Raw genomic sequence first — 16,415 nt, forward strand, 5'->3', positions numbered from 1 at the left:
AGGGATGGGGCGTTCCTTTTACTAAAATGCAGTTAATAATCTACTCATACATATCTATAAAACTCATCTAATAATAGATATTATCAATGCAGAAAACACAAAAGAAACAATTAATATCTGTATCTTCGCAAAATATTATATATTGACCTATGAAAACTAAATTAATCGCTTTTTTATTCATTCTTTCCTTTGGCATAACCAGTTGTACCAAATCCGATGAACCGGTTGTCCCGGCTAAACATACGCTATTAATTTATATGATGGCAAATAATGATTTAAACAGATTTGGAGTATTAAATTTAGATGCCCTGATGAAAGTCGCGACAAAGAAGAACCTGAATGGCGGCAATCTGATTGTATATTATACCCTCGAAGGAGCAACACCTCAACTGCTTCAGTTGAAAGAAAATTCAGATGGAAAAGTAATAAAAGAGGTAGTTCTTGACTACGAAAAGCAAAACTCAGCTTCTCCTGAAGTCTTGTTAAGTGTAATTAAAGAAGTTGTTTCCCGTTTTCCTGCCGATAGTTACGGGCTTGACTTATGGAGTCATGGTTCCGCGTGGGTACCCTCTGAATACCAAAATATGATGAAAGCTTTCGGCCAAGATGGTACCAACTGGATGGAGATAGATGAACTTGCCAAAGGTATTCCCAACGGGCTTTTCAACTATATCCTCTTTGATGCTTGTTACATGGCAAGCGTAGAATGTATCTACGAATTAAAAGATAAAGCAAATTACATCCTGGCATCTCCTACCGAAACAATGGGGGACGGATGGCCTTACGAAAAAATTATCCCTGTCTTCTTTGAAAACAATCTCCAACTAGAAAAAGCAGCAGAAATATTTTATAATTACTATAATGCGTTAAGTGGAAATAACCAAACAGCTACCGTATCGGTTGCAAAAACAAGCGAAATAGAAAATCTGACAGCCATAGTAAAAGAAATACTTGCAGACAAAAGTGAAGAGGATATCTTTAATTTAGATCTACAAAGTATGCAACGGCTGGAATATCTGACTAATAGTTATTACACGCTAAGGCAAGGCTTTCTGTACGACTTCGACGATTTTATCAAGCAATTGGCTACAGCCGGACAATATGAACAGTTCCAGGCTGCTATGGGTAAATTAATCACTTACGAAGCCCATACGAAAAATGCTTTCTTCGGAGCCCTAGGTTATTCAAAACCGATCGACCGCTGTTGCGGTTTAACTGTCTTTGTCCCACAACAGTCCATCCCTAAAATCAACGAATGGTACAAAACAAGAGTTGCTTGGGAAAAAGCAGTTTACCCCAATTAAAAAAGTTGACAGTTGACAAGTGACAGTTGACAGTTTAAGCAGCACAAAATAAAAAAGGGAGCAAGTTCTATTAAAGACACTTACTCCCTTTTTATATTATTTACAATTCCGCTTGTCGCAAATTGTCAACTGTCACTTGTTAACTGTCAACTGCTACTTCTACTCCGCCAGCCATCGATTAATCTGCGTCAATATCTTTTCCTTTATGTCTTCCGGCATATTACTGATTCGTGCACGATGGCTACCGCCGGGTTGGATATAAATCTGTTCATTTTTCTTTCCTTTGAAAGTGGGGACGCGAGTTGCACTCCATGGATCGATTTCTCCATAAATGAAAATCATTTTAGGATCGTTTTCTTTCAAAAAATTATAGACTTTATTGTAAAGTTCCGGACGGAACTCCACCTTGTCTATCAATTCTTTTGGTAGCATAACGCGATTCAGGTACCCTTTACTACTCTCTATTGTCAGATATTTTTTGAACGGAGCCGTATCATATCCATAATAACCCAACTCACGTGCAGCCTGTACAAAGAAAGAAACATTCGGTTGGTCTTCTGCAAAATAATCCGGCCCGCTTATATCCAGTAAATGCTGGAACAATGTCTTTGTATCGACAGATAAAGAAGGAATTACAGAAACAGGAGTGCCCCACTGCCAAAGGGCAAACGGATACTCCAATACACAGTAATCCAGCACTTCCGACATAGGAATATGAAACTTATAGTTCTTGTCGTTGCAGAATTTCTCCAATAAAGGAACTATCTCCGCCTTACGCTTCAGGATTTCCATCTGGAATGCTTCGATCTTTTTCCGCTCTTGCTTAGTACCCACTTTACGCAAGAATACTTCATGACGGCCATCTTCCACCGCACGGTTCAGAGGAGCTACATAAGGGACAGAAAAATCCACATCATTTGGGAAATAAGCCCTGTAAAGGGTTGTAGTCTGCCCGCCTTTACTGATACCCGTGCTTATCCACTTCCCAGTATACAACTGACGGAAAGTTTGGTTTACATGATGTAAGTCATAAGCAGAATTTTCGGCTGTCAGATAGTCCCAGTTACAGGGTTTCGGAGTCGATTCAAGAAAATAACGGTATTCCACAAATACCATATTTGCATTCAACAACTTTGAAAGTTCTTCCTGATAACGCGAGCTCAACGCATAAGCGGCGCCATACCCTTCGGTAACCAAAATAGTAGGACGATCGTATCCGACATGTGCAACAACAACACGTTGCGTAAATGTTCCGGCCGCCGGATTTTTATGATCCACCGGTTGTGTAATACGAACCAGATACTTTTCAGCATAATGTTCTGATTCAAGTTTTTCGATACCGCTTACGCCATCCAATGAGGCAAGCCTTTCTTTCAATCCGTCGGGAGCAGCCATTGCTGCAAAAACGAACAGGAAAGAAAGAAACAAAATGTTCAGTGTTTGTTTCATAGTAGATAAATTATTTGTCGTTAATCGAATACTTTAAACTCGTACCCCTGCTCCTTAAGCCATTCGATAGCACGCGGCATAGCTTCGCGCATATTATTTTCAGCTTTCAGAGAATCATGAAAAACGATAACAGAGCCGTTGCGGGTATAATTCTTCACTACGTTCAATACTCCGTTCGGTGTCATATGGGGACTGTAATCACGGGTTACCACATCCCACATGATAATACGGAAATGTTTTCGCAAGCGAAGTACTTGGGGAAACCGCATATGCCCATGGGGCGGACGGAACAGGTTACTTTCAATATAAGAAGCTGCCTTCTCCACATTCGCCAGATAATTCCGGCTCCAATAACGGATGCCCTGAATATGGTTGAAGGTATGGTTTCCTACACGGTGTCCCCGTTCCAATACCATTTTATATACATCCGGATGTTTGCGAACATTATCCCCTACACAGAAAAAAGTCGCTTTCACATCATACTTATCAAGTATATCCAATACCCAAGGGGTAACCTCGGGAATAGGGCCGTCGTCGAAAGTGAGATATACACATTTCTTCTTAGCCGGTATTCGCCAGATTACCCCTGGGAACAGTGCCCTGTAAAACCAGGGCGGTTGTTCTATAAACATATCTTATTCTCTACGAACCGAACCATAAGCCATACGGTAGTTATCAAATTCTTCCTGATATTTCTTACCGAATTCGGGATTATACTTTTTGCTTACTAATAATACTTGCTGCAAAATAGCAAGATTCTGTTCCAGATCTCCTATGGCAGTTGCCATCTGAGCAGGCCGCAAACGGAAAATCCAATTTACATTACGCATTGCATTATCTGCAATTACGGTATAGATATCTTCTGCTTTTTGATTCTGTCCCAGCATATAATAAAGCTCTGCTGTGGCAAGAGCTGTGTAATCCAACGGAACATTTTCCGGAGGCAACACCTGCATGGACTTATCCAGAACGGCCAGTGCCTTATCCTTCTTGCCTTCACTCACCAATGCTTCCGCCAATTTGTTGAACAGCATCATACGGTAGCTCTTGCACATGCGCATTACATTCTCGTCAATGTAAACACCCGGCTTATCCACGCCACCCCATTTAAATTTGTTCATGACATTGTCGTACATCTTTTCAGTATTGACAGCCTTGTTGGCATTTTTCGGAACAATCTGATAGGCCAGACCGGTCTGTTCGAAATAACCATCCAGATTGACAAACTGGTCGGGACTTACCGTAATGGCAAAGTACATCGGACGTTCGAAATTGTTTGTTTGCAACATATCCAGGATTGTCAACTCCTGCTTACCTAAAGCATTCTTTCCTTTCAGGTCGATAGTCATCTCCTTAAGCAAACCAGTGGTATCACCTTCCAAAACTTTTTCACCGGCAACCGAATCCACCTTATAAATTAATGTTTCAGACGGAATATAATCCAGTTCCTGAGCAATGCCAGGCAATTTCTTAAATTTAGGATCATCACTGCGTACGAAATTAAGCGCCGTATTCAAATCGATTGCTTCTTCTGTCAATGGGAATACATAAGCTGCATCACGTTTACCCTGTACATATTGTTCACGAGTCCATGTGATAGGCAACGGAGCTGATTCATATGCCTGTTTCTTCATCTGGTCGGTATACCAGTCTGTCTGCAAATAACTTGTGTTACATACACGGACATCGGTACGGACACCCTCCACTTCCTGTGCATACCACAAAGGGAATGTATCATTATCGCCATTCGTGAAGATAATAGCATTCGGCTCACAAGATTCCAAATAATTCGTACCAAAATCGCGGCAAACATAACGTCCGGAACGATCATGGTCGTCCCAGTTCTGAGCTCCCATCTGAATTGGAACGAACAAACATAATACTGACGCTAACGTACCCGCAACAACAGGACTCATCTTTGCAAACCGCTCCAAGCCTTTAGCCAGTGCCGCGACACCAAATCCTATCCATATGCAGAAAGCATAGAATGATCCGGCATATGCATAATCCCGTTCACGCGGCTGATAAGGTGTCTGGTTCAGATAAAGCACAATAGCCAAACCTGTCATAAAGAACAGGAAAAATGTAACCCAGAAACTCTGAATACCCTTTTCCCCGGAATAAGCTTGGTACAACAAACCGAGAATACCCAGCAATAACGGTAACATATAATATACATTATGCCCTTTATTGTTCACTATATCGAGCGGCATATCATCCTGCGGTCCGATCAGAATTTCATCAATAGCGGGAATACCGGTAATCCAGTTCCCATTCATTACCTCGCCATTACCCTGGATATCGTTCTGACGTCCGGAGAAATTCCACATAAAGTAACGCCAATACATGAAATTCACCTGGTAAGATAAGAAATAACGGATATTTTCAAGGAATGTAGGTTTCATTACCGATACCATTTCACCACAACGGTTAAACTGTACAGGTTCACCTTTCACCTGTCCCCACTCCTTATAAGCTTCTATATGACGAGGATCAGCGCTATACATACGGGGGAACAATGTACTGAGTTCATCCACATATTGATAATCCTGGTCATGGCGGGAAATATAATAATGGTCTTTTTCCTTTTTATCTTTCTTGATAACACGGCTCCATACCGGTTCTCCTTCTTTGACTACCGGAGCACAAGCACCATCCTTATTTTCACGTTTCACTTCGGAAACGAAAGTCTGCCCATAAAATAAAGGTGTTTTACCATACTGCTCACGTGCCAGGTAAGTACGCAGAGTAAAAATATCGCTCGGAGCATTCTGGTTCATCGGAGTATCCGCTGTCGCACGAATTAATGTTACAGCATAAGAAGAATAACCGACTACGATCACCATCAAACAAACCAAGGTGGTATTCAACATCTTAATATTCACCTTCTTGCTTATAAACAAATAAGCAGTCAATGCGGAAGTCAGGATAACAGCCAGTGTATAACCGCTTCCGATAAACGGAATACCAATCAGAACTACCGAAAGGATAAAAGCAATCTTCATTCGCACAGGTTGTACCTCATCGCGCATCGTTTCCCAGATAGACCATATCAATACGCCTGCCAGTATAATCACATAGGCAAATACACCGGAGTTATACGGCATACCGAATACGTTTACAAATAGCAGTTCGAAGTATCCGCAAACTTCCACCAGACCTTGTATCACACCAAACATCATCAGACCGACAATAGCGAACGACACCAGCAAAGCCACCAATGTTCCTTTCATTGTCGGATTCGGATATTTCTTATAGTAGTATACCAGTACGATAGGCGGGATACACAACAAGTTCAGTAGGTGGACCCCGATACTTAGCCCCATCAAATAGGCTATCAAGACAATCCAACGGTCGGCATGCGGTTTATCCGCCATCTCCTCCCATTTCAAAATCAGCCAGAATACAACGGCTGTAAATAAAGAGGAAGAAGCATATACTTCTCCTTCTACCGCACTGAACCAGAACGTATCGCTGAAAGTATAAGCTAAGGCTCCAACCAGTCCGCTACCCATAATCGTAATCAGTTTACCCAACGATATTTCTTCATCGTCTTTCAATAAAATCTTACGAGCCATATGGGTGATAGACCAAAACAGGAACAAGATAGTAAGCCCGCTGAATAAAGCCGACATGGAATTGACCATTCTTGCCACTCCTTCCGTTCCTGCTGCAAGCCGGGTGAAAAGGTTCGCCATTAACATAAAGAAAGGTGCTCCGGGTGGATGCCCTACTTCTAATTTGTAGGCAGAGGAAATAAATTCACCACAATCCCAAAAGCTGGCAGTGGATTCGATTGTCATCAAATAAACGGTAGAAGCAATTGCGAAAACAATCCATCCTAACACGTTGTTGACTAGTTTATACTTTCTCATACGGTATAAAGTAAATTATTAATTTATCAATCCAGCTATCCTCACACGGACAGTCGGGCGCAAAGGTAAACATTTACGTTTAAAACCTACCACCTGAAACTTCCTAAATTGTGTCGAAGAGATTAGAAATATATTAAAAATGAGACAGAAACACTACTGAGTCATTTACGTTCGGTACCACCAATAGGCATTGTTCGAAAATCAAGAAATATCATTTCATAACAAACTGTTAGCCAAACAAGAATACAAGGCCACGCCTTTACTACATATGGACGGATAAATCCATTTCGTATAAAAGGAGGAACCAATTCCGTTGTGGATAACCCTACAATTACCAATGTAGCAATAAACAGCCAATTTTTATATTTCGAACAACCGGAAGGGCTGCATATATACCAGATAGCAACCCCAATCATAGCCAATACATATCCACTCGCTTCTGTTCCTGTACTGAATAAAACGACAAACAACAGGACATTCGCCAGCAACATCAAACGGAAAGATTGATTTTTATATTGCACAACTCGCAGATAAGGGATAAAGAATAATATTAATCCCGGGACAATCAACCATAAATCGTTATAAGTAGCACAACCCGATATTTTACGCACGGCACCCAATAAAGATACATTTTGGGCATCTGCAAAAAGATTCAGGCCATGCTTCAACTGTATGGAATGAAACCATTCGGTATACTGTTCCAAAGTATAGTCTAAACCTGGTGTATATAAAACAGGCACAAAGAAAAAGATAACACCCCACAATAAACAATATAGAATAAAGCGGACTTTATGTTTAGAGAAAAAGAAAAAGGCAAGTCCCACTATCGGATAAATCTTTATAAATGTTCCAAATATAATTAGAAATGCAGCCCAGAAATCCCTTTCCTTCTCTATACAAACAAAAGTCAGAATAATAATCGCAGCAATTGAGATATTAAACTGCTGTACACCCTGCGCCGTCATCAATTCAAATATCGCATACCAATAAATTAATATTTTCTGATTATGAGTAATTGGTAACTGGCTAATAGCATAATAAAGAAAAATAGTATTGGCAAGTATCCACAAAGTCATACCTAACCATTCCGGCAGCACGGCAAAAGGTGCTATCACTGCTGCAAATAACAATCCATAATGATTTACATCATAATATTGTTCAGGATACTCTACATAAAGAGGTTGCCCGTTTGTAGCATGTACAAACACGTGTTCAAATATTCTATAATTATTAAACTTTCCCATCAGAAGTTTTATCACGGCATATAATAGCCCCAAAAACATCCAAACAGAAAAAACCGTACTATCCTTCCTAAAAATCGGGTTGTAAACCCACTGCTTCAATTGGTTCATCTAAAGGTATTAAAAGATTAAATAATAAATAAATAGAGTTTGGGGTGCAAAAATAAAATTTTCTATATTAACAAGCAAGTAATCTGCTTTTTATAACCCGGATAAAACGTTTCCGCTCTTCATTTGTTTTTATAGAAAAACTGCCTACATTTGCCTACGCCCCTAAAAACAGAAGCCAAATATTAATATACAAATAAAGATTATGAAGTACAAACGAATTTTATTTTCCGGTCTGTTATTCTGGATGCTGGCTGCATTCCAGCTAATGGCACAACAGAGCGCCATCCCATCCCTTCCCATAGATCCAAAAGTACGCTACGGTAAACTCGATAACGGATTGACTTATTATATCCGACAAAATGCCCAACCCAAAGACCGTGCGGATTTTTTTATAGCACAGAATGTCGGTTCAATCCTTGAAGAAGAGAACCAGCGAGGATTGGCGCATTTTCTTGAACATATGGCTTTTGACGGGACAAAAAATTTTCCTGGTCACGGTATGGATGATTTTACAGAAAGCATTGGTATGCGTGGAGGAGAAAACTTCAACGCATATACCAGCTTCGATGAAACAGTCTACATGATTATGAATGCGCCGGTAACAAATAAAAATGCGGTAGATTCCTGCCTGCTAATCCTGCACGATTGGTCCGGCTTTATCACATTGGCAGACACTGCAATTGCAAAAGAAAGGAATGTAATCCGGGAAGAATGGCGTACCCGTCAAAACGCACAAATGCGTATTCTCGAACAACAATTACCTAAAATTCTACCGGATAACCGGTATGCCCATCGTATGCCTATCGGCACAATTGATGTAATCGAGAACTTCAAACCGGATGAACTACGTGCTTATTATAAAAAATGGTATCGCCCGGATTTACAGGCAATCATTATTGTCGGAGATGTAAATGTAGACCAGGTAGAGGTTGATATCAAAAAGATATTCAGTGATATTCCCGCACCTGTAAACCCTGCAAAACGTGAATTCTTTACAGTTGCCGATAATGAAGAACCATTAGTTGCCATTGCTACAGACAAGGAAGCTTCCAACACCATCCTCTCCATTCTCTACAAGCATGAAAAAATGCCTGCCGAAATGTATGCAACAGTAGCCGGATTAGTGAAAGATTATATGGAAAGTGCTGTCGAAACAATGATTAACGAACGTTTTTCCGAAATCGTACAGAAAGCAAACCCTCCTTTTGTTGCAGCAAGTGCTTCTGACGGAGATTTTATCATCACCAAAACCAAAGGAGCGTTTTCATTAGCTGCCCTGGTAAAAGAAGGGGATGTAAAACGTGCGATGGATGCCCTCGTTACAGAAGCCGAACGCGTTAAACGTTATGGTTTTACAGCATCCGAATACGAACGTGCCCGTACCAATATACTGAAACAATATGAATCATTGTTTAAAGACCGGGATAAACAAAAGAACCGCAGCTATACCAACGAATATGTCCGGCATTTTACTGATGGCGGTTATATCCCCGGTATAGAAACAGAATATGCACTTATCAACCAGATCGCACCAAAGTTACCGATAGAAGAAATCAACCGGTATGCAAAAGAGTTGGTTGGCGATAAAAACATTGTCATAACTTTAAGCGGACCGGAAAAAGAAGGCCTTAAATATCCGACTGAAGCGCAACTGCTTGCCGATTTTATCAAAGCACAGCAACTTCCGGTAGAACCTTACAAAGAGACTGTTTCCAACGAACCGCTTATTCCGGTTCTACCTACTCCCGGAACAATCAAGGAAAGCAAAGTAGACCCATTATTCGGAGCGACTGTCATGACTTTAAGTAATGGTGTTAAAGTTGTGCTAAAACACACTGATTTCAAAGATGATGAAATTCTGATGACAGCAACCAGCCCCGGAGGTAGTACGCTATTCGGCAAAAAAGATATTGACAATCTAAAAATATTCAACGAAGTTATCGGCTTGGGAGGACTTGGCAATTTCTCTGCAACGGAGCTAAACAAAGTGCTTGCAGGAAAGATGGTATCCTGTTCCGCTACACTTGGATTAAACAGTGAAGATTTAAACGGCAATTCCACCCCGGAAGATGTAAAAACTTTATTTGAATTGATTTACCTCTGCTTTACGGCACCCCGTATAGACGAAGAGGCTTATCTTTCTTTTGAAGAGCGCATGAAAGCCCAATTAAAAAACCTGGAGCTAAATCCGATGGTAGCTTTCAGCGATACGCTAACAGAAGCCATTTATAAAAATAATCCACGTGCTGCCCGAATTACAGCAGCCGATTTCGATCACATCAATTATCTGCGTATCATGCAGATGTACAAAGAACGGTTCGCCGATGCTTCAGATTTTGTCTTCACATTCGTAGGCAACCTTAATATAGACGCAATGCGTCCTTATATAGAACAATATCTGGCTACATTACCCACCCAGGGACGTATCGAAAAAGGAAATCCGGCAGAAGTACCTGCTATACGCAAAGGCGATTATACCAATATATTCAAACGCAAACTGGAAACACCCAAAGCTTCCGTAGTTAATTTCTGGTCGGGGAATATAGAATATAATCTCGAAAACATTTTAACGATGTCAATGCTGAAACAGGTACTCGATTTGGTTTATATGGAAAAAGTCCGTGAAGAAGCAGGGGGTACCTATGGCGTCCAAACCTCCGGACAACTGTCTTATTTCCCAGAAGGTCAGACTTTCTTCCAGGCATATTTCGATACAGACCCTGCCAAACGGGAACAGATGAATAAAATCGTTATCACCGAACTGGAAAATATCGCAAAATCCGGACCTCGTGAAGAAGATTTCAAAAAGACAAAAGATAATATACTAAAAAGACATGCTGAAAATCTTCAGGAAAACAGTTATTGGTTGAATACGTTGGATAATTACTATTTTAGAGGTTTCAACGGGGAAAGTAATTATATTGAAACATTAAATGGCATCACTCCTGCCAAAATCCAACAATTCATCAAAAAACTGTTGAAACAAGGCAATCGCATTGAAGTGGTTATGGAGTCTGAATCCTGATATTGAATACATCACCAGCAAATGTCTTTTTTCCAGAAATCCACACAAAGTGATGAAGCTTTGCTTTCTGCTTTGAGAAAAGGGAGTGAAGATGCGTTTACAGCAATTTATGAGCGATATCATAAATTGCTGTACGTATTGGCATATAAATACCTAAAAAACTCATTTGTGACAGAAGATGCTGTACAACAAATTTTCTTGAAACTATGGGAATCTCGTTCCCTGTTGGTGATTCATGTGAATTTGAGAAACTATCTTTACACGATGCTGAAAAACCATGTCTTGAACGAAATCCGAAATAATAACAGCGCGTTAGAGAAAAATTATGAGATCGTACAATCATCACCGGAATATGAAGACGAGCTATTAGCCAAGATAGAAGAGAAGGACATGATGGAACATTTCTACCAAGTAATTAAACTTTTACCTGAGCAGAAAAGACAGGTCTGTCTATATAAACTAAAAGGGGATCTATCGAATCAAGAAATTGCGGATAAGATGAATATCTCTGTGCCTACAGTTAAATCTCATTACGCTCAAGTTATAAAAATACTACGGACACATTTTGAACAGTTATTTTTATTTCTTTTATATTTGTGGAACTCATCCTATTGATCGTTTGGCGTGTCAATATAATAAAGGAAGACATATTATATGAAAATACCCGATTTAATTATAATAGAAAGAACGCTGAATAATGAGGCGAGTCCTGAGGAAGCTCGTGAAGTGGTTCACTGGTTCAAAACACCAGAAGGACAAGCTTGGCTTGCAAAACGGATGGATATGGATGAGAAAGCTGTTAACATAGGTCAGGAAGACGAATGGATAGACCATCCGATACCATCCGCTATAATGTATCAGCAAATCATGCGCCAACTTCATCGCCAACGGATACGCCGTTTCATTGCATATGCAGCAGCGATTCTGATACCCATTGCTTTATTTATCGGACTTTTCATGCGTGTGAATTCACAAGTCGATTTATTAGCAAATGACGGATATGATGAAGTTTATGTCCCTAATGGTGAGCGCATGCAGGTACTTTTTCAAGATGGAAGCAAAGTCCATTTAAATTCAGGGAGTCATATACGGTATCCAAAAAAGTTTGGTCTTTCCGAGCGTAAAGTCTATTTGGAAGGGGAAGCCTGGTTTGAGGTCGCAAAAAACAAGAACAGACCGTTTATCGTAGACCTTTCCCATATGGATATCAAAGTTTTAGGAACTACTTTTGATGTAAAAGCCTATCCGGAGGAAGATGCCATATTTATTGCTTTAGAATCAGGCTCAATCGAACTGAAATCCAAATTTTCCCAATCATACCAACTATGTCCCGGAGAGAAAGCTATTTATGATAAAGCATCAGGACGTTGCGAAGTCGTTCGTTCACATGATGTTAAATTATACTCTGCATGGAGACGGAATGTGTTAGTATTTAAAAATGCACCTTTATCAGAGGTGATAAAGACAGTAGCCAGAACCTATAATATATCTTTTGAGGTAAAAGACTCCACAGCCTTGAAATATACCTATACGATTACAACTGATAGTACAAATCTAACGACAATACTAAATGAATTAGGAAAAATCACACCTGTACTATTCGAAGAAAAAGAAGGGAAAATAGAAATCCGGATGAAAAAATAAAAAAATAAACTACAGCGACTCATCCTTTTTGATTTGCCGTGTGTCTATTTTATAGGAGAGCAGGAAATAGAATGTTAACCTTAAAATAGATATGCCTATGGATTCCTCATAAATAGACAAGATAGAAACAGCCGAAAAACTCCTACATTTTTCGGCTGCCGATCGTATTAAAAATAAATTTCTAATACAAACTATTAAATCAATACAAATATATGAAAGAAAAGCTAGAAAGCCCTCGGCGCAGGTGCCTTTTAATATTAATTGAGAAAATACCGAATGCCATGAAGTTAGCCTTTCTGTTTTTAGTTCTATCCTCACTAAGCTTTACAGCTAGGGCTCAACAAGTTTCTATTACGTTAGAGAATGCTAAAGTAGAAAAAATACTGGCGGCTATCACTACCCAAACAGGTTTTAATATCGCTTATAGCAACCAAGTCGTAGATGTAAATCGGAGGATTAGTATGAACTTTACCAATGCAGAACTTACTCAGGTCTTGGATAAATTAACAGAAGGAACACCCTTGGGTTATGAAATTAAAAACGGAAAAATTTATTTATTTACTCGTATAGAAAATAAACCGAGAAATCAGCAAACAAAAAAAATAACTGGCCGGGTAACAGATCTGAGTGGGGAACCTATCATTGGCGCCAACATCATAGTAAAAGGTTCCACTGTTGGGACTATTACCGACATAGATGGAAACTATAGTATAGAAGCTTCACCTTCAGATATTCTTTTAATATCTTACATAGGTTATAATTCCAAAGAAATTGCAGTAAAAAATCAATCTACTGTAGAAATAAAGCTTACGGAAGATACCCAAAACCTGGATGAGGTTGTTGTTGTTGGATATGGTGTACAAAAGAAAGTTAATCTAACAGGAGCTGTGGCGCAAATTTCCGCTAAAGAATTAGAGAACAGACCCGTATCCAATGCAACTCAAATATTGCAAGGGACCATGCCAAATGTAAATATCACCTTTTCTACAGGAGAACCGGGTGCCGGAGGCTCTATTAATGTTCGCGGACAGGCATCAATTAATGGCGGCGAACCATTGGTACTGGTCGATGGCGTTCCGGGTGATATCAATCGTGTGAATCCTAAAGATATCGAGTCGATATCTGTGTTGAAAGATGCTGCGGCTTCTGCCGTTTATGGAGCTCGTGGTGCATTTGGTGTAATCTTAGTAACAACAAAAAGTGCAAAAGCAGGAAAAATGAGTGTTTCTTACGGGACATTTTTTGCGACATCCAAACCTACGGTCCGTACTGATTTTATGACTTCAGGTTATGAGGCTGTTTCTTTATTGGATGAGGCATTCCGTCGTGCCACAGGAAACACATATACTCGTTATACCGATGAAGATATGGCGGAGTTAGAGGCGCGCAGATATGATAAGACAGAGGATCCTTCTCGCCCCTGGACTGTAGTGAAAAATGTAAATGGTAAGGACATTTATAATTATTATGGAAACTATGACTGGTGGAATACTGTATTTAATTCTCATCAACCTTCCCAGTCTCACAGTATAAATTTATCCGGAGGCACAGAAAAAATCAATTTCCTGCTTTCCGGTAATTTTTATACGAAAGATGGCATTATGAAGATCAATACGGATAAGTTTACATCTTACAATTTCCGTAGTAAAATCAATGCACAGTTATTCCCTTTCCTGAAAGTTTCTAACAATACTTCATATTACGACAAAAATTATACTTATTATGGACGTGAAGGTGGAGGTAATCCTAATTTCGTATATGTAACAGTTCATGCCTTACCCTGCTATGCTCCAATAAATCCGGATGGAACAGCTACTTATAATACATTGAAAAATAATTATTCTATTGGTGACGGTCTTTATGCGATGCTACTTGACGGCGGAACAAAAGGCGCAAAGGGAATCCATGAATTTACAACAACAACGAGCTTAGAACTTGATATAACTAAATATATCAAATTGAATGCGGATTATACGTATTCTTTCTATATAGCAGATGATTGGTATCGCTCTACAGTTGCAACTTACTCAATACAACCGGGCATTATTCAAGAAGTTCCTAATTACAATACAGATCAACTAAAAAAAACGATGTGGTTTGACCCAATGCATGTCGCAAATGTATATGCAAATTATAATCAAACATTTGGAAAACACACTGTAGGTTTAACTGCTGGCGTGAATTATGAGAATAAAAAGCATTCCCGTCTTTTTGCTTCTCGCAAAAACTTGATATCAGAATCACTGAATGATTTACAACTGGCAACCGGTGATATGTTAGTAGAAGGAGGTGCTTATGATTATGCTTTGTTTGGCGCATTCTTCCGCGCTAATTATGACTTTAATGATCGGTATCTGATAGAAGTAAATGGTCGGTATGATGGAACTTCCAGGTTCAAGTCAGGCATGCGATATGGCTTTTTCCCCTCTGTTTCTGCAGGATGGAGATTAAGTGAAGAGGCTTTTTTCGAGAAAGCAAAAGAAGTCGTAAATAATTTGAAAATCAGGGCATCCTATGGCTCATTAGGAAATCAGGCGGTAAATACAAAAAGCCCTAACTACTACCCTTATATTTCAACTATGAATATGAGTTTGTCTAATTGGTTGATCGATGGACAAAAAACACAGAATGTAAGTTCCCCGAATCCGATTATTGACAACTTGACTTGGGAGAAGGCAACAACTGTTAACGTCGGTCTTGATCTTAGTTTCTTGAATAGCCGATTGAACGTATCGGGTGATGCCTATGTTCGTAACACCACGGATATGCTGGTACCCGGGAAAACACTTCCTTCCGTTTTCGGAGCAGCTTCACCACAACAAAATGCCGGAGACCTTAGAACTAAAGGGTATGAATTAGTTATCAGCTGGAAAGATCAGTTTGACTTGAAAGGAAAACCTTTTAATTATGGCATATCGTTTGTTTTAGGTGATGCTGTATCTGAGATTACCCGTTATGACAATCCGAATAAATTACTGGCGAATCACTATGAAGGAGAAAAATTCGGTGAGATATGGGGATACCGTATTGATGGGTTCTTTAAGACTGATGAGGAAGCAGCCAATTGGAATGTAGATCAAAAATTAGTAAATACTCAAATCCAAAAAGCCCCGGGAGAATGGGGACATTTACGGGCAGGTGATTTGAAATTTAGAGATCTTAATGGCGATAAGGTTATTTCTCCGGGAAAAAAGACCGCAGATGATCCTGGAGATATGGAGATTATCGGAAATTCAGAGCCTCGTTATAATTACGGGTTTAACCTGAATGCCAGTTGGAATGGAATAGATGTGTCAGCCTTTTTTCAGGGTATAGGTCGCAGAGATTGGTATCCAAGTGCAAATGCGGATAAATTCTGGGGACCTTATTCCCGTCCTTATTTTTCTTTTACTCCGAAGAATTTCAATGATTTGGTTTGGACCCCGGAGAATACAGATGCGTATTTCCCCCTGTTAAGAGGTTATACCGCATTAAATAGCGGAGGATGCTTAAGAGACCCGAATGATAAATACATCCAAAACATAGGCTATTTACGTTTGAAAAACCTGGTTATCGGTTATACTCTTCCGGAGCGGTGGATGAAAAAGATTTTTGTACAGAACTGCCGTTTATATATCAGTGGTGAGAATCTGATTACATGGACTCCATTTGTCACAGATTATATTGATCCGGAACAACCGGTCGCCGATAGTAACGGACGAAGTTATCCTTTATCAAAAACTTTCTCTGTCGGGTTAGATATTACTTTTTAAACCACCTATTAAAA

Annotated in this window: 9 protein-coding genes; 5 read left to right on the forward strand and 4 right to left on the reverse strand. The window is 39.7% G+C overall.

The window, feature by feature from the left end; all coding sequences use genetic code 11:
* Positions 1–149 precede the first annotated feature (149 nt).
* Positions 150–1,304: a clostripain-related cysteine peptidase gene (locus ACGE0T_RS17590; RefSeq protein ID WP_459187881.1), complete on the forward strand. Its 1,155-nt coding sequence runs from the start codon at positions 150–152 to the stop codon at positions 1,302–1,304.
* Positions 1,305–1,463: 159 nt separating this feature from the next.
* Here ACGE0T_RS17590 and ACGE0T_RS17595 read toward each other — a convergent pair whose 3' ends face one another.
* The 4 genes from ACGE0T_RS17595 to ACGE0T_RS17610 form a co-directional block, all read right to left on the reverse strand.
* Entirely contained in the window at positions 1,464–2,753 is a 1,290-nt protein-coding gene (locus tag ACGE0T_RS17595) for a S28 family serine protease (RefSeq protein ID WP_459187882.1), read from the reverse strand.
* Positions 2,754–2,773: 20 nt separating this feature from the next.
* Positions 2,774–3,385, reverse strand: coding sequence for a polysaccharide deacetylase family protein (locus ACGE0T_RS17600; protein WP_459187883.1), 612 nt, complete (start codon positions 3,383–3,385; stop codon positions 2,774–2,776).
* Between the two features lie 3 nt (positions 3,386–3,388).
* On the reverse strand, positions 3,389–6,628 hold the full coding sequence (locus tag ACGE0T_RS17605) for a protein O-mannosyl-transferase family (RefSeq protein ID WP_459187884.1): 3,240 nt from the start codon (positions 6,626–6,628) through the stop codon (positions 3,389–3,391).
* Between the two features lie 161 nt (positions 6,629–6,789).
* Positions 6,790–7,872 carry a glycosyltransferase family 87 protein gene (locus ACGE0T_RS17610; RefSeq protein ID WP_459187885.1) on the reverse strand — a complete coding sequence of 361 codons (1,083 nt, stop codon included), beginning with the start codon at positions 7,870–7,872 and terminating at the stop codon, positions 6,790–6,792.
* Positions 7,873–8,182: 310 nt separating this feature from the next.
* On the opposite strand from ACGE0T_RS17610, the gene ACGE0T_RS17615 reads away from it, so the two are divergent.
* From ACGE0T_RS17615 to ACGE0T_RS17630, 4 genes are all read left to right on the forward strand, one after another.
* Positions 8,183–11,005 carry a M16 family metallopeptidase gene (locus ACGE0T_RS17615; RefSeq protein ID WP_459187886.1) on the forward strand — a complete coding sequence of 941 codons (2,823 nt, stop codon included), beginning with the start codon at positions 8,183–8,185 and terminating at the stop codon, positions 11,003–11,005.
* Between the two features lie 21 nt (positions 11,006–11,026).
* The gene (locus ACGE0T_RS17620; protein ID WP_459187887.1) at positions 11,027–11,620 is read left to right on the forward strand and encodes an RNA polymerase sigma factor; all 594 of its coding nucleotides are present in this window, start codon (positions 11,027–11,029) and stop codon (positions 11,618–11,620) included.
* 39 nt (positions 11,621–11,659) lie between these two features.
* Complete coding sequence (locus tag ACGE0T_RS17625; RefSeq protein WP_459187888.1) at positions 11,660–12,649, forward strand: FecR family protein; 990 nt, start codon at positions 11,660–11,662, stop codon at positions 12,647–12,649.
* Between the two features lie 281 nt (positions 12,650–12,930).
* Entirely contained in the window at positions 12,931–16,401 is a 3,471-nt protein-coding gene (locus ACGE0T_RS17630) for a TonB-dependent receptor (protein ID WP_459187889.1), read from the forward strand.
* The last annotated feature ends 14 nt before the right edge of the window (positions 16,402–16,415 follow it).

It is taken from the genome of Parabacteroides sp. APC149_11_2_Y6, from assembly GCF_054506995.1.